Here is a 14,943-nt window from a genome sequence, read left to right as displayed (position 1 = left end):
CGCGCACCCACCCCGGGGGGTGGGTGCAAGGTTATGCACTACGCTAACACGTGGGCCGGGGGGCTTCAACCCCGAGAGGCTAGCCGCCCAGCACCTCGAGCGCGCCCAGCCGCCGCACCGCGTCGCGAACCCGCCGGAGAAGCGCGAGTCGGTTCTCCCGCACCGCGGGGTCGTCCACCATCACGAGCACGTTGTCCAGGAAGCGGTCCAGCGCGTCCTTCAGGGCCACGACCTCCCGCAAGGGCGCTGCGAGCGGCTCGAGCCCTACCCGCGGCAGCGGCGCGGCCGGGTCCCAAGGGGGCATGAGCTCGGTCCCGAGCTCGAGCAAGCGGGCCACACCCGCCTCCACCCGGGGCAACACCGCGTACAGCGCCGCCTCCTCGGGGGTCTGGAAGAGCGCTGGGTCCGGCGCGTGCACGCCGCTGGCCTCCCGGGCCAGGTTCGCGGCGCGCTTGTACAGGAGCTGAAGCCCCGCGAACTCGGGTTCCCCGGCGAGCTGCGCCACCAACCGCGCGCGCAGCATCACCCCGTACACCGTGGGCGCGACCTCAGCCGCCCGCACCGCGAGCACCGGAAGCCCGGCCTCCACGAGCAGCCCCTCGAGCCGCTCGAGCACGAACCCCTCGGCGGTGCGGAGCGCGGCCTCCTCGACCTCGAGCCCCCACGCCCGGTAGCTTTCCGCCGCGGCCTCCAGCACCTTCCCTAAGGGCAGGTCCCACCCCATGGCGCCCAGCACCCGCACGAGCCCGACCGCCACACGGCGCAGACCGAAGGGGTCGGCGGAACCGGAGGGGGTCTTGCCGAGCTGGAAGAAACCCACGAGGGTGTCGGCCTTATCCAGGACGGAGAGGAGCGCGCCCTCCGTGCTTTCCGGAAGCGCGCCGCTACCCCCCTGGGGACGCACGGCCTCCTCCAGGGCGCGCGCCACCCGCGGATCCACACCCTGCCGCTCCGCGTAGGCGCGGGCCATGATGCCTTCGAGCTCGGGAAACTCGTACACCATCTGGGTGCCGAGGTCCGCCCGGAGGAGTCCTGCGGCTTCCCGGAGCACCCCGAGATCAGCCCCGACCGCTTCACCGAGCGCTTCAGCCGCGCGCCGCACGCGCTCGGTCTTGTCCCACATCGTGCCGAGCCCCTTGTGGAAGTTGATCCCCTTGAGGCGCGCGCGGTGCTCGGCGAGCGGGGTTTTGAGGTCCGCCCGCCAGAAGAAGAGCGCGTCCGCGAGCCGACCCTCGAGCACCCCCTCGTACCCGCGGCGCACCGTCTCGAGGTGGTCCGGCAGGTGGTTCGCGATGCCGATGAAACGGTTCGTGAGCCGCCCGTCTTTCCCCCGGACGGGGAAGAACCGCTGGTGCACGATCATCACCTCGGCCAGCACCTCGTCCGGCAGCTCGAGGTACCGCTCGTCGAACCGGCCCATCACGCCGACGGGCCACTCGACCAGGCCGGTGACCTCCTCCAGCAGGTCCTTCGGAAGCACCACCTCGAGCCCCTCGGCCAGCGCGAGCGTCGCGGCCTCGGTTATGATCCGCTCCCGCCGCACCTCGGGATCCACGACGACGCGCGCTTCGTGCAGCGCCGTTACGTAGGAGGCGGCGTCCTGGAGGGCGAGGAGGCCGGGGTGGAGGAAGCGGTGCCCGCGCGTCTCGCGGCCTGCCCGCACCCCGAAGACCTCGAGGGGCAGCACCTCCCCGTCCAAAAGGGCCACCAGCCAGCGCACCGGCCGGATGAACGGTCCCTCCCCGTGCCCCCAGCGCATGGGTTTGGGGGCGGGCAGCTCCCGCGCCACCTCCGCGAGCAGCTTGGGCAGCACCTCCCGGGCGGGCCGGCCTTCGTCCACGACCCGCGCGTACACGTACCCGTCCCGCTCGTAGAGGTCCTCGACCCGGACGCCGTTCTTGCGGGCGAATCCCTCGGCGGCTTTGGTGGGCTTGCCGTCCTGGAACGCGACGCGGGCGGGCGGGCCGCGGCGTTCCTCCTCCAGCCGGGCTTGGTGGGCGGCAAGACCGGTGACTACGAGCGCCAGGCGGCGGGGGGTCGCGTAGCCGGTGAGCTCCTCGTACTCGAGCCGCGCGGCGAGGAGCCGCTCGGCGGTGCGTTTCTTAAGGGCTTCGAGGCCTTCGGTGACGTACCAGGCGGGGAGTTCCTCGGTACCGATCTCGAACAGCAGGTCCATGACGACACCTCTACGGCTGGGGTTCGGTCACGTACTTCTCCAGGTAGGCCCGGGCGGCGCGTTCCGCGAGGCGGCGGATGCGCTGCACGTAGGCTTGGCGTTCCGCGTGCGAGATCACGCCGCGTGCGTCCAGGAGGTTGAAGGCGTGGTTGGCTTTGAGCACGAACTCGTACCCGGGGTAGACGAGGCCGGCCTCGAGGAGCCTTAGGGCTTCGCTCTCGTAGTCCTCGAACCAGCGGCGCACCTTCTGAGGATCGGACTGGTTGAAGTTGTACTCGCAGTGCTCGTACTCGAACGCCCGGCGGATGTCCCCGATCGTCACGCCCGGCGCGTACTCCACCTCGTAGGCGTGCGTTTTGTTTTGCAGGTACATGGCGATGCGCTCGAGGCCGTAGGTGATCTCCACGCTGATGGGGTTGAGGTCCACCCCGCCCACTTGTTGGAAGTAGGTGAACTGGGTGATCTCCATCCCGTCGAGCCAGACCTCCCACCCGAGGCCCCACGCGCCCAGGCTGGGTTGCTCCCAGTTGTCCTCCACGAAGCGCACGTCGTGCTGCTCGGGCTCAATGCCGATCGCGCGCAGGCTGTTCAGGTACAGGTCCTGCACGTCCGATGGGGAGGGTTTGAGGATGACCTGGTACTGGAAGTAGTACTGGAACCGGTAGGGGTTTTCCCCGTACCGGCCGTCCTGTGGTCGGCGTGAGGGGGCGACGTACGCGGTCCTCCACGGCTCGGGCCCTAGGGCTTTTAAGAAGGTAGCGGGGTAGGCGGTGCCCGCCCCGACCTCGGTATCATAGGGTTCACTGATCACGCAGCCCTGCTCGGACCAGAAGCGGTGCAGGTTGAGGATCATGTCTTGGAATCGCATTGTGCCTCCTGGGTTCCGGTTTGCTTGTAACCCGTGGCGCAAACGCCCCGGACCTAGGCGGTTAATATATCATACAGGGAAGGTTAGCGTGGAAACGGCCGAGGCATTCGAGGCGACGAGCGGAGAAAGGGGTAAGGGCCTTGAATAGGTACGACGACCGCGCGAGATTGGTCTTTCACTATGCGCGTGAGGAGGGCAGTCGCCTGGGCCATTCCATGATCGGCCCGGAGCACCTCCTGCTGGGCCTGATGCGGGAAGGCGGCGCGGCCGCCCGGATCCTGGCCGAGTACGGCGCGACCCTGGAAGCGATGCGCCGCATGGTGGAGGAGCTGGTGGGCCGGGGGGAAGGATCGCGCTCGGGGGAGCCGCCCGCGATCACGCCTCGCGCCCGTCGCGTCATGGAACTCGCCGGGGCGGAGGCCCGCAACATGGGCAGCCCCGTGATCGGCACCGAGCACATCCTGCTCGGCATCATTCGCGAAGGGGATGGGGTCGCTTACCGCATCCTGACGCACTTCGCTAAGGACGTGGACACCATCCGCTGGCGCGTGCTCGCCCAGGCCGGGGAGGGCGGCAAGGAAAAACCGGCCTCCACCCCCTTCCTGGACGAGTACGGCCGCGACCTCACCCGGGAGGCCCGCGAAGGCAAGCTCGACCCGGTGATCGGCCGCACCGAGGAGATCAACCGCGTCATCCAGATCCTGGCGCGCCGCACCAAGAACAACCCCGTGCTGGTTGGGGATCCGGGCGTGGGGAAGACCGCGATCGTCGAGGGGCTCGCCCAGGCGATCGTCGAGGGGCGCGTGCCCCCGGTGCTGCGGGGAGCCCGGGTGGTGGCCCTGGACCTCGCGGGGGTCGTGGCGGGCACCAAGTACCGCGGTGAGTTCGAGGAACGCTTACGCCAAATCATCGAGGAGCTCAAGACCGCCAAGGTCATCGCCTTTATCGACGAGCTCCACACCCTGATCGGGGCGGGCGGTGCGGAGGGGACGCTGGACGCGGCGAACATCCTCAAGCCCCCCCTCTCCCGCGGGGAGATCCAGGTGATCGGGGCGACCACGACCGGCGAGTACCACCGCTACATCGAAAAGGACGCGGCCCTCGAGCGGCGCTTCCAGCCGGTGATCGTGCTCGAGCCGAGCCCGGAGGAGACCCTGGAGATCCTGAAGGGCCTCCGGCCCCGGTACGAGGCGCACCATGGGGTGGTGATCCCCGACGAGATCCTGCAGATCGCGGTGCGTATCGGGGTGCGCAGCCTGCCGGGGCGGAACTTCCCGGACAAGGCCATCGACCTGATCGACGAGGCCGCGAGCCGCGTGCGCCTCAACTCGAGCCTGGGCCTTCCCGTGGAGTACGACGAGGACGGGACCCCCATGGTGACCCGCGAGGACATCGAGGCGGTGGTGGACTCGTGGGGTGGGGTGTATGTGGACGACAAGGACGACCTCCGGTTGATGCACCTGGAGGAAGAGCTGAAGAAAAAGGTGGTGGGGCAGGACGAGGCGGTCCACGCCCTGGCCGCCGCGCTGCGCCGGGCCCGCGTGGGGCTCGGAGGGCGCGCCCGCGTGACGGCGAGCTTCCTCTTCGTAGGGCCCTCCGGCGTGGGGAAGACCCACCTGGCGAAGGTTCTGGCCGAGACGCTGTTCGGTTCGGAACGGGCATTGATCCGCTTCGACATGTCCGAGTTCCAGGAGGCGCACTCGATCAGCAAGCTGATCGGCGCCCCGCCCGGGTACGTGGGGTATGAGCAAGGCGGCCGCTTGACCGAGGCGGTGCGGCGCCAACCGTTTAGCGTCGTGCTCCTGGACGAGATCGAGAAGGCGCACCCGGACATCTACAACACCTTCCTCCAGGTCATGGACGACGGCCGCTTGACGGACGGGTTGGGGCGCACGGTGGACTTCCGCCGGGTGATTTTGATCATGACCTCGAACACCGGCTTTAACACCGGCCCCGCCATCGGGTTCACCGAGACCGAGGTGGACACCGAGTCCCCCCTCAAAACCCTGTTCACGCCGGAGTTCCTCGACCGCTTGGACGAGGTCATTCGCTTCCGTCCCCTCCAGGAGAACGAGCTCGTGCAGATCGCGCAGTTCATGCTCGAGGAGATCGCGGAGGAGTTGAAGACGCGGGAGATCCACGTGCGCTTCGACCCCGCGATCGCGGCGTGGGTGGTGCGGCACGCGCCGAAGACCGGGTCGACCCGGGCGTTGCGCGGCATCATCCGCGAGCGCATCGAGGACCCCCTCTCGCTCGTGCTGCTCAAGAAGCCGGGTGGAACGTTGCTCGTGACGCTGAAGGACGACGAGCTGGCGTTTGAGGAGGAGGAAGTGAGCCTGGTGTAGGGTGTGCGGAGGTGACCGCTTAGCGACGTGAAGAAAGCGGATTATCGCTGCGTAGAGTGCGGCTACGTAACCCCCAAGCCCCTTGGCCGGTGTCCCGGTTGTGGGGCTTGGGATAGTTTTCAGCGGACGGTCCCGGACTCCCCGGCTACGGCCGCGCGCCTTGAGCCCCTGCCGATTCTGCGCTTGGCGGACGTACCCCCGAACGAGGAGGTTCGTTTCAGTAGCGGGGTGGGGGAGGTGGACCGGGTACTGGGGGGCGGGTTCGTGCCCGGCGAGGTGCTCCTTCTCGGCGGTGAGCCAGGGGTAGGCAAGAGCACCCTCCTCTTGCAGGTCGCGGACCGGCTGGCCCGCTCCGGGAAGCGGGTGCTGTACGTTGCGGGAGAGGAGTCCCTCTCGCAGGTGCGTTTGCGCGCCGGACGGCTCGGGGTGAGCGGCGACCTCACCCTCTCCCGGGAGACGCGGCTCGCTGCGCTGGAGGCGCTTCTCGAGGCCGAACGCCCGGACGCCGTCGTGATCGACTCCATCCAGACGATCGAGGCCGACGGCGCGCCGGGTTCCTTGGTTGCGGTGCGGCAGGCCACCCAGGCACTCACCGGTCTCGCCAAACGCTTGGGGATAACCGCGCTGTTGGTGGGGCACGTGACCAAGGAGGGTGTGGTCGCGGGGCCGAAGGTGATCGAGCACGTCGTGGACGCCACGCTCTACCTGGAGACCGCCGGGCTCTTCCGCGTACTTCGGAGCACCAAGAACCGGTTCGGTCCGGTGGGGGAGGTGGGCGTGTTCCGCATGGAGGAGGCCGGCCTAATGGGGGTCGAGAACCCCTCGGAAGCCTTCCTCGCGGAACGCCCTACCGGGGTGCCGGGGTCCGTCGTGGCCCTCACCCTCTCAGGAGAACGCGCGATCGCCCTCGAGGTGCAGGCCCTCGCCGCCCGGAGTCCCTACGCGATGCCTAAGCGCGTGGCGCAAGGCCTGGATGCCCGCCGCGTGGACGTGGTGCTCGCGGTGCTCGAGCGCCGTCTCGGCTTGAGGCTAGGGCACCTGGACGTGTACGTGAACCTGGCGGGCGGTCTGCGCGTGGTGGATCCCGGCCTTGACCTCGCGGTCGCGCTCGCGGTGTACTCAGCCGTGATGGCCAGGCCGCTCCCGGAGCACCTGGCGGTAGTGGGAGAGGTGGGGCTCGCGGGAGAGGTGCGCAGCGTAGAAGCGCTCGAGCAACGCTTGAAGGAGGGGAAACGCGCGGGCTTCACGGAGTTCTTGCACCCAGGGGTGGTGCGTAGCGTCGAGGAAGCGGTAACGCGGGTGGGGCAGCATGAGGGGTAGTTGGATCGTTGGCGTAGCGTTCTTCGCATGGTTGGGGTACGAAAGCGGGCGGTGGCTGGAGCGCTGGGGGCTATTGGGGAGCCCCATTAACCTCGTTTACTTGACCGTGGTGGGCGTTTTGGCGGGGTTTTTGGTCGTGCCGCGCCTCGAGCCGCTCGTCCTTACGCGCCTCGAGCGGGTGAGCGCCTGGTGGCGCCGCCTGCCGCCCGAGGTGCCCTTCGCGGTGATGGTGGGCGGCATCCTGGGGCTCCTCGCTTCCGTCTTGCTGACCACCTTGTTCGCTCAGGTGCCGGGGTTTACCTGGTACCACTCGCTCCTGCTCGCGCTGGTGCTCGTGGGGGTATCCAGCGCGGTGGTGCTGGCCAACCGCGAGTTTTTGCGTCCGCACGCGAACCCGCCTCCCTGGCCGCGGCGCGTGAATGGGGGTAAGGCCCTCGACTCCTCCGTGCTCATCGACGGCCGGGTGGCGGAGATCGCGGAACTCGGGTTTCTCGAGGGGCCCCTTTGGGTACCACGCTTCGTGCTGCGCGAACTTCAGATGCTCGCCGACTCCCCGGATAACCTGCGCCGCGCCAAGGGACGACGCGGCCTCGAGACCCTCGAGCGCCTCAAGCAGATCGCTTCCCTCGAGGTGCTCGAGGAGGATGTGGAGGGGGAGGCGCTCGTGGACGACAAGCTCCTCGAGGTCTGCCGCCGCACGGGGGCCGCGCTCGTTACGAACGATGCGGCCCTGATCCAGCTCGCGCGTATCTACGGGGTGCGGGTGTTGTCCGTGCAGGCGCTTGCGGCCGCGCTGCGCAGCCATTACTTCCCCGGTGAGCGCCTCAAGGTGACCATCCTCAAGGAGGGGAAGGAGCCCGGGCAGGGCGTGGGGTATTTGGAGGACGGCACGATGGTCGTGGTGGACGAGGCGATCGAGCACCGCGGCAAGGAGGTGCAGGTCGTGGTCACCCAGGCCATCCAGACCCAGGTGGGACGGTTGTTGTTCGCGCGGATTCACGAGTAGTCCGAATCAGGGAGCCCGCCTGTGCGGGCGGTGAACGCGAGGTGCGAAGGGTATAATGTACCCCGGCTTTCGCAGCCGGTGGGGCGCGCGAGGCGCCCTTCACTTGGGAGGTGTGCCCGAACGTGAAACTGCACGAGTATCAAGCCAAGGAGATCCTGGCCCGGTACGGGGTGCCCGTACCGCCGGGTAAGGTCGCGTACACGCCGGAAGAGGCGGACCGCATCGCGAAGGAGTTCGGCAAGACGGTGGTCATCAAGGCCCAGGTGCACGTGGGGGGGCGGGGCAAAGCCGGCGGCGTCAAGTTAGCCGAACCCCACGAGGCGAAGGAGGTCGCGGGCCGCATCCTCGGCATGAACATCAAGGGCCTGACCGTGAAGAAGGTTCTGGTGGCCGAGGCGGTGGACATCGCCAAGGAGTACTACGCCGGGCTCATCCTGGACCGCGCCTCCCAGCGGGTCGTGCTCATGGTCTCCAAGGAGGGCGGGGTGGACATCGAGGAGGTCGCCGCCCGGAACCCTGAGGCCATCATCAAGTACCCCATCGATCCCCACAAGGGCCTCCGGCCCTTCGAGGCGCGCGAGATCGTGAAACGGGCCGGCCTCGAGGGTAACCTGAACAAGCTCGCCGCGGTGCTGGTGCAGCTCTACAACGCCTACGTGGGGGTGGACGCCTTCCTCGCGGAGATCAACCCCCTCGTCGTGACCACGGACGGGCAGATCGTTGCGGCGGACGCGAAGATCGACCTCGAGGACAACGCCCTGTACCGCCACCCGGACCTGGCCGAGCTGCGGGAGGTCGAGGCGGAGCACCCCCTCGAGATCGAGGCCTCGAACTACGGGTTCGCCTACGTGAAGCTGGACGGCGACGTGGGCATCATCGGGAACGGCGCGGGCCTCGTGATGTACACTCTGGACCTGGTGAACCGCGCGGGTGGAAAGCCGGCGAACTTCCTGGATATCGGGGGCGGCGCGAAGGCCGACGTGGTGTACAACGCGGTGAAGCTCGTGGCGCGCGACCCGGACGTGAAAGGGATCTTCATCAACATCTTCGGCGGCATCACCCGCGCGGATGAGGTGGCCAAGGGCGTGATCCGCGCGCTGGAGGAAGGCCTCTTGACCAAGCCCGTCGCGATGCGCGTGGCGGGCACCGCGGAGGAGGAGGCCAAGCGCCTGCTGGAGGGCAAGCCCATCTACATGTACCCGACCTCGATCGAGGCGGCGAAGGCGATCGTGGCCATGGTGGGAGGTCAGGAATGAGCATCCTGGTGAACAAGGACACCCGCGTTCTCGTGCAGGGCATCACCGGGCGCGAGGGGCGCTTCCACACCGAGCAGATGATCCAGTACGGCACCCGGATCGTGGCGGGCGTGACCCCCGGCAAGGGCGGCCAGGAGGTGCTGGGGGTCCCGGTGTACGACACCGTTCGGGAAGCGGTGGCCCACCACGAGATCGATGCCTCCATCATCTTCGTGCCTGCCCCGGCCGCGGCGGACGCGGCGCTGGAGGCGGCGCGCGCCGGGATTCCGCTCGTGGTGCTGATCACCGAGGGGATCCCCGCCTTGGATATGGTGCGCGCGGTGAAGGAGATCAAGGAGCTCGGCGTGCGCCTCATCGGCGGGAACTGCCCCGGGTTGATCTCCGCCGAGGAGACCAAGATCGGCATCATGCCCGGGCACGTTTTCAAGAAGGGTAAGGTCGGCCTGATCAGCCGTTCGGGCACCCTCACCTACGAGGCCGCCGCAGCCCTCTCCGCCGCGGGGCTCGGCATCACCACCACCGTGGGGATCGGTGGGGACCCCATCATCGGCACGACCTTCAAGGACCTCCTGCCCCTCTTCAACGAGGACCCTGAGACCGAGGCCGTGGTGGTCATCGGCGAGATCGGCGGTTCGGACGAGGAGGAGGCCGCGGCCTGGATCAAGGAGCACATGAACAAGCCCGTGGTGGGTTTCATCGGTGGCCGCAGCGCCCCCAAAGGCAAGCGCATGGGCCACGCGGGCGCGATCATCATGGGGGACGTGGGGACGCCCGAGTCCAAGCTCAAGGCCTTCGCCGAGGCGGGCGTGCCGGTGGCTGACACGATCGACGAGATCGTCGAGCTCGTGCAGCAAGCGCTGCGCTCGTAAACGCTCGCGGATGCACGCGCCCCCGGGGTTGTGCCGGGGGCGTTTTTTCAGCGGTACAGTGAAGAAGGAGGGAAGGATGACGCTCAACGAGTACCAAACCCAAGCCCGGCGTACCGCGCTCTACCCGGAGGAAGCGTGGCTGGTCTACCCCACGCTCGGGCTGGCGGGCGAGGCGGGCGAGCTTGCGAACAAGATCAAGAAACTTCTCCGGGACCACGCGGACGCTCGAGCCGCCCTCGAGGACGCGGCGCTCCGGGAGGAGGTGCTGCAGGAGCTGGGGGACGTGCTCTGGTACGTGGCCGCAGTGGCTTCGGACCTTGGGGTGCCGCTCGAGGAGGTCGCGCGGATGAACCTCGCCAAGCTCAGTAGCCGGATGGCGCGCGGCCGGATCGGGGGGAGCGGCGACCGGCGGTAGCCCGTCGGAATCAGTATGCTAGACGACGTGACGTTGCAGGCAGGCGCGCTCGTACTGTACAAGCACCGCCCGGCCCTCGTGCGGGCCGTGCAGGGCAAGATCGAGCTCGAGGTGCAAGGCGGCAAGCGCGTCCGGGTCCGCCCCAAGGACGTCGTGCTGCTTCACCCCGGGCCGCTGGAGGACCTCGCGGCACTCGAGGCGCTGCCTTCGGGGGAGGTTGAGGCGGCGTGGGAACTCCTCGCGGGAGGGGAGACCACCCTGGCGGAACTCACGGAGCTCGCCTACGGGGCGTACACGCCCCAGACCGCTTGGGCGGCGTGGCGGGCCGTGTGCGACGGGGTGTACTTTGAGGGCACGCCCGAAGCGCTCCGGGCCCGCACGCCCGAGGCGGTCCGCGCACTCCGGGCGCAACGGGAGGCCGCCGCCCGAGAAGCGGCCGCCTGGGAGGCCTTCATCGTGCGGCTCAAGGAGGGCCGCGTGGACGCGGCGGACCGCACGCGCCTGGCCGAGGTGGAGGCCCTCGCGCTGGGACGCGCGCGCACGAGCCGCGTGCTGCGCGCGCTGGGGCGGCACGAAACCCCGGAGAACGCGCACGCTTTGCTCCTCGAGGTCGGTTACTGGACGCCCGAGGTGAACCCGTACCCCGCCCGGTTCGGGGTGGACCCGGACCCGCCCTGCCTCGAGGTTCCGGACCTGCCCCAGGAGTCGCGCCGGGACCTCACCCACCTCGAGGCCTACGCGATCGACGACGAGACCACGGAGGACCCCGACGACGCCCTGAGCCTCGAGGTGGGGGACGGGGGGTACCGGCTCTGGGTGCACGTGGCCGACGTGGGGGCGCTGGTGCGGCCGGACTCGAGCCTGGACCGCGCGGCGCGCGAGCGGGGCGCGAGCGTGTACCTTCCCGAAGGTACGATCCCCATGCTGCCCCCGGAGGTGGCGCGGCGGCTTGGGTTGGGGCTGGGCGAGGTCTCGCCCGCGCTCTCCTTTGGCCTCGAGCTCAGTCTCGAAGGGGAGCTTCTCGGGGTGGAGGTGGTGCCCAGTTGGGTGCGCGTGAGGCGGCTCACCTACGCCGAGGCCGAGGCGCGGCTTGAGGAGGCCCCGTTCCTGGAGATGCACCGCCTCGCCGAGCGGTTGCGTGCCCGGCGGGCCGCGGCCGGAGCGGTCTTCATCGAGCTGCCCGAGGTGAAGGTGCGCGTGGTGGACGGCGCGGTGCGGATCCGGCCCCTTCCGCCCCTGCGTAGCCGCGCCCTGGTTCGGGAGGCGATGCTTGCGGCGGGCGTGGCCGCGGCGCGGTTCGCCATCGAGCACGGCATCCCCTTCCCCTTCGCGACGCAGGAGCCCCCTGGGGAGCACCCGGAACTCGAGGGCCTGGCGGGCATGTTCGCCCAGCGCCGGGCACTCAAACGTACGCAGCTCAGGAGCGTGCCCGCGCCGCACGCGGGACTGGGACTTGAGGTGTACGCGCAGGCCACGAGCCCGTTACGGCGGTACCTGGACCTGGTCGCGCACCAGCAGCTGCGCGCGTTTTTGCGGGGCGAGCCTTTGATTCCGCCCCAGGCCTTGCTGGAGCGGGTGGAGGCGGCGGAGGCCGTGGCGGGAGCTGTGCGCCAGGCGGAACGCTTGAGCCGCAAGCACTGGACGCTCGTGCACCTCATGCGCTTGAGCGCGTGGGAGGGTGAGGGGGTCCTGGTGGAGCGCCGCGGGTACCAGGGGGTGGTGCTTCTGCCCGAACTGGGCCTCGAGGCCTCGATCACGGTGCCGGAGGCGCTCGCGCTGAACCAGTCGGTGCGCGTCCGGCTGGGGGAGGTGGAGCTGGCGCGCTTGGAGGCCCGGTTCACGCTGCTCTAGGGGCGGAGGCGGTTCGCGAGGAAGAGCGCAGCGTACCCCAGGCCCCATGCGAGGGGGGCTTGCTGGAGGAGGACGAAGAGTAAGAACCCTTGGAAGAGCCCGGCTTCCGCGGCGTGTAGCCGGTCGGTGAGGCGGGGGGAGAGGAGAAGCCGGGCCCATCCCACGCCTTGTTGGAGGGCGAGCGAGGCCAGGTAAACGGCGTAGAGCGGGGTGCTGAGGAGGGGAGGCAGGGGGAAGCCCAACAGTGCGAGCAACCCCGCGCTTAACGCGGCTCCCCGCGCCCAGGGGAGGGCGCGATCGACCAGGCCCCGCCACCCCTCGGGCTCGAGGCGCCACGCGCCGCTCCAGGCCTCGGGTTGGGCTGGGGCTTGGGACTCGCCGAGCGCCAGCACGTACGCGGGGTGTAAAAAGGGGGCGGTGCCGGCCTCGGTCTCGTACCCCCAGGCCAGGGGGCGTTCCGCTACCAGGACGCGTTCGGCGTGGCCGGGCACCTGGTGGGGAGGGTCCGCGCGGCGAAGGGGAGGGAACACCCCGATGCTGAAAGCCACCCGCCGGCCCTCGTGCGTGTGCAGGTAGGCCGTTGTGGAAAGCCGGGTGTTGAGCGTGAGGCGGTGGGCGGGGTGGTGTTGGAGGGCCTGGTACAGAAAGGGATCCACTGCGCGCCACGCCCCGCCCAGGTACACCTCGGCCCAGGCGTGGGGGCGGGTGGGGCCGGCGAGCGCGCCGAAGACCGCGCGGGCCGGCAGGCCGGCGGCCCGCGCGAGGACCACCAGGAGGAGGGCGTACTCCACGGCGTCCCCGGCGCCGCGCCTGAGGGTGTGCGTCGCGCCCCGCGCGCGAGGGGGTGGGGCGGGGTTGAGGCGCTGCGCGAGGTGCGCCACGATCCGCGCCAGCCGTTCCTCAGGGGTCGCGGCACCCTGCGTGATCTTCTCGGCGAGGGCGACGATCTCCGGGGTGAGGGGGGAGAGCGGGTCGCCCTGGAGGGCCGCTTGGGGGAACGGCGCGGCCCGGGGGGTGGGTGGGGTGAGCTCGAGGTGCGCGGTGAGGTGGATCGTTTCGTTAGGGGCGAGGGGGAAGGTCGCGATCGTGTTTTCCCCGGCGGCGTAGGTGGCGTTTGGGCGGCGGGAGAGGCGGAGTTCCCGCACCCGTTGGCCGGGACGGTCCTGGGGCAGGCTCAGGTAGAGCTGGACCGGGACGCCGTGGGTGTTCTCGAAGCGGTAGGTAAGCCGGTAACGCATGGGGTTAGGCTTCCTCGAGGTGCTGGCGTAGCTTGAAGCGCTGGATCTTCCCGGTGGGGGTGAGGGGGAAGGCTTGCAGGTACCGGACCTCGCGGGGGTAGGCGTGGCGCCCGATCCGGCGGCGCACCTCTGCCTGCAAGGCCTGGGTGAGTTCTTCCGAGGGGCGCTCGCCCTCGCGGAGCTTCACGAAGGCCACGATGCGCTGGCCGCGTTCGGGGTCCGGTGCGCCCACCACCGCGGCCATAGCCACGGCGGGGTGCTGCATGAGCGCTTCTTCCACCTCAAAGGGGCTGATGCGGTACCCGGCGGTCTTGATCAGGTCGTCCTTGCGGGCCTTGAACCAGAGGTACCCGTCCTCGTCCATCACGGCGAGGTCCCCGGTGCGGAGGTACGGGCCGGTGAACTTCGCGCGGGTGGCCTCGGGGTTTTGCCAGTACCCAAGGAAGGCTACGGGATCCGGGGTCTCGAGGGCCACCTCCCCCACCTCCCCCGGGCCTACCGGGTGGCCTTCCTCATCGAGGAGCACCACCCGGTGGCCGGGGTAGGGCAACCCTATGGACCCGGGCTTGATGGGATCCACCCGGAAGCTGTTCCCGGCGAGGAGGTTGGCCTCGGTCTGACCGTAGAACTCGTTGACGGGCACCCCTAGGTTTTCCTCGCTCCAGCGCTGCAGTTCCTCGCCCAAAGGCTCGCCGCCCGAGTGCACGCTTTGCAGCGCGAGGTTGTGGCGGACGCGGCCCAGGCCGCGCAGCAGCTTAAGCGCGGTGGGGAAGAGGAAGGTGTGGGTGACCCGGTACCGCTCCATCAACCAGAGGGCCTCCTCCGGGTCGAACCGCCGCGCGCGGTAGGCCACCACCGTGTACCCGTGGTGCCACGCGGGCAGAAGCACGTCGAGCAGCCCCCCGGCCCAGGCCCAGTCGGCGGGAGACCAGTAGACGGCCTGCTCCCCGGGGAAGTTGGAGTACAGCCAGAATCCTGGAAGGTGCCCGATCAGGGTGCGGTGGGGAAGCAAGGCGCCCTTGGGGCGGCCGGTGGTGCCGGAGGTGTACAGGAGGATCGCGGGGTCCTCCGCACGGGTGGGGTGGGGCGTCGGCAGGGGCGCGGCCTGGGCGGCCAGCTCCAGGAGCTGGTCGGCGTACACGACGCGCACCCCCTCCGGCACCGCCGCTGCAAGAGGTTCGAGCGCCGCCCGGTCCGCGAGAAGGAGGCGGGCCTCGGCGTGCTCGAGCCGGTAGCGCAGGGCGTCCTGCCCGAACAGGGTCGAGAGCGGCAGGGCGATGGCCCCGGCCTTGTACACGGCGGCGTGCGCGAGGGCCGCCTCGAGGGACTGGGGCAGGAAAAGGCCCACGCGGTCCCCGGGGCGCGTGCCCTGCGCGCGGAGCCACGCGGCCAACCGGTCGGAGAGGTCCTTCACCTCGCGGAAGGTGGCTTGGCGGCCGCCGGGCTCGACGAGGGCCAGCCGGTCGGGGTGCCGGGCCGCGGGGCGGTCCACGGTGGCCTCGCCGATGTTGTAAGCGGAGGGTACCTCCCAGCGAAAGCGTGCGCTGAGCTCGGCGCGCGGCCGAGCCTCTAACCTCAGCTCGGGCATGGCTTGATTGT

Annotated in this window: 11 protein-coding genes; 7 read left to right on the top strand and 4 right to left on the bottom strand. The window is 69.8% G+C overall.

Going from position 1 to position 14,943, the window contains the following annotated elements; genetic code table 11:
* Positions 1 to 79 precede the first annotated feature (79 nt).
* On the bottom strand, positions 80 to 2,176 hold the full coding sequence (gene glyS / locus MARKY_RS06935; RefSeq protein ID WP_013704162.1) for a glycine--tRNA ligase subunit beta: 2,097 nt from the start codon (positions 2,174 to 2,176) through the stop codon (positions 80 to 82).
* 10 nt (positions 2,177 to 2,186) lie between these two features.
* Entirely contained in the window at positions 2,187 to 3,029 is an 843-nt protein-coding gene (locus MARKY_RS06930) for a glycine--tRNA ligase subunit alpha (protein ID WP_245526770.1), read from the bottom strand.
* Positions 3,030 to 3,184: 155 nt separating this feature from the next.
* On the opposite strand from MARKY_RS06930, the gene MARKY_RS06925 reads away from it, so the two are divergent.
* From MARKY_RS06925 to MARKY_RS06895, 7 genes are all read left to right on the top strand, one after another.
* The gene (locus MARKY_RS06925) at positions 3,185 to 5,389 is read left to right on the top strand and encodes an ATP-dependent Clp protease ATP-binding subunit (RefSeq protein WP_013704160.1); all 2,205 of its coding nucleotides are present in this window, start codon (positions 3,185 to 3,187) and stop codon (positions 5,387 to 5,389) included.
* A 27-nt stretch (positions 5,390 to 5,416) separates the two neighbouring features.
* Positions 5,417 to 6,709 (top strand): DNA repair protein RadA, encoded by a 1,293-nt coding sequence (gene radA, locus MARKY_RS06920; RefSeq protein WP_013704159.1) that lies wholly within the window; start codon positions 5,417 to 5,419, stop codon positions 6,707 to 6,709.
* The gene (locus MARKY_RS06915) at positions 6,699 to 7,715 is read left to right on the top strand and encodes a PIN/TRAM domain-containing protein (RefSeq protein ID WP_013704158.1); all 1,017 of its coding nucleotides are present in this window, start codon (positions 6,699 to 6,701) and stop codon (positions 7,713 to 7,715) included. The genes radA and MARKY_RS06915 overlap by 11 nt, the downstream gene beginning before the upstream one ends.
* 122 nt (positions 7,716 to 7,837) lie before the next feature.
* Positions 7,838 to 8,971 (top strand): ADP-forming succinate--CoA ligase subunit beta, encoded by a 1,134-nt coding sequence (gene sucC, locus MARKY_RS06910; RefSeq protein WP_013704157.1) that lies wholly within the window; start codon positions 7,838 to 7,840, stop codon positions 8,969 to 8,971.
* Positions 8,968 to 9,840, top strand: coding sequence for a succinate--CoA ligase subunit alpha (gene sucD / locus MARKY_RS06905; RefSeq protein WP_013704156.1), 873 nt, complete (start codon positions 8,968 to 8,970; stop codon positions 9,838 to 9,840). Before sucC ends, sucD begins: the two co-directional genes overlap by 4 nt.
* A 76-nt stretch (positions 9,841 to 9,916) precedes the next feature.
* Positions 9,917 to 10,255, top strand: coding sequence for a nucleoside triphosphate pyrophosphohydrolase family protein (locus tag MARKY_RS06900; protein WP_013704155.1), 339 nt, complete (start codon positions 9,917 to 9,919; stop codon positions 10,253 to 10,255).
* Between the two features lie 15 nt (positions 10,256 to 10,270).
* Positions 10,271 to 12,106: an RNB domain-containing ribonuclease gene (locus MARKY_RS06895; RefSeq protein WP_013704154.1), complete on the top strand. Its 1,836-nt coding sequence runs from the start codon at positions 10,271 to 10,273 to the stop codon at positions 12,104 to 12,106.
* Here MARKY_RS06895 and MARKY_RS11425 read toward each other — a convergent pair.
* Together MARKY_RS11425 and MARKY_RS06885 are read right to left on the bottom strand one after the other, a co-directional pair.
* The gene (locus MARKY_RS11425; protein ID WP_013704153.1) at positions 12,103 to 13,344 is read right to left on the bottom strand and encodes a transglutaminase family protein; all 1,242 of its coding nucleotides are present in this window, start codon (positions 13,342 to 13,344) and stop codon (positions 12,103 to 12,105) included. The two genes, MARKY_RS06895 and MARKY_RS11425, sit on opposite strands and share 4 nt — an antisense overlap.
* Positions 13,345 to 13,348: 4 nt before the next feature.
* Positions 13,349 to 14,932, bottom strand: a complete 1,584-nt coding sequence (locus MARKY_RS06885) for an AMP-binding protein (protein WP_013704152.1) — start codon at positions 14,930 to 14,932, stop codon at positions 13,349 to 13,351.
* Positions 14,933 to 14,943: the final 11 nt, after the last annotated feature.

It is taken from the genome of Marinithermus hydrothermalis DSM 14884, assembly GCF_000195335.1.
Taxonomy (GTDB): domain Bacteria; phylum Deinococcota; class Deinococci; order Deinococcales; family Marinithermaceae; genus Marinithermus; species Marinithermus hydrothermalis.
This window is presented reverse-complemented; position numbering and strand designations above follow the sequence as displayed.

What these genes read in the sequence shown, in the direction of transcription:
- MARKY_RS06900 (WP_013704155.1), top strand. Translation starts at nt 9,917, where the DNA reads ATGACGCTCAACGAGTACCAAACCCAAGCCCGGCGTACCGCGCTCTAC.
- MARKY_RS06885 (WP_013704152.1), bottom strand. Translation starts at nt 14,932, where the DNA reads ATGCCCGAGCTGAGGTTAGAGGCTCGGCCGCGCGCCGAGCTCAGCGCA.
- MARKY_RS06915 (WP_013704158.1), top strand. Translation starts at nt 6,699, where the DNA reads ATGAGGGGTAGTTGGATCGTTGGCGTAGCGTTCTTCGCATGGTTGGGG.
- MARKY_RS06895 (WP_013704154.1), top strand. Translation starts at nt 10,271, where the DNA reads ATGCTAGACGACGTGACGTTGCAGGCAGGCGCGCTCGTACTGTACAAG.
- MARKY_RS11425 (WP_013704153.1), bottom strand. Translation starts at nt 13,344, where the DNA reads ATGCGTTACCGGCTTACCTACCGCTTCGAGAACACCCACGGCGTCCCG.
- sucD (WP_013704156.1), top strand. Translation starts at nt 8,968, where the DNA reads ATGAGCATCCTGGTGAACAAGGACACCCGCGTTCTCGTGCAGGGCATC.
- glyS (WP_013704162.1), bottom strand. Translation starts at nt 2,176, where the DNA reads ATGGACCTGCTGTTCGAGATCGGTACCGAGGAACTCCCCGCCTGGTAC.
- MARKY_RS06930 (WP_245526770.1), bottom strand. Translation starts at nt 3,029, where the DNA reads ATGATCCTCAACCTGCACCGCTTCTGGTCCGAGCAGGGCTGCGTGATC.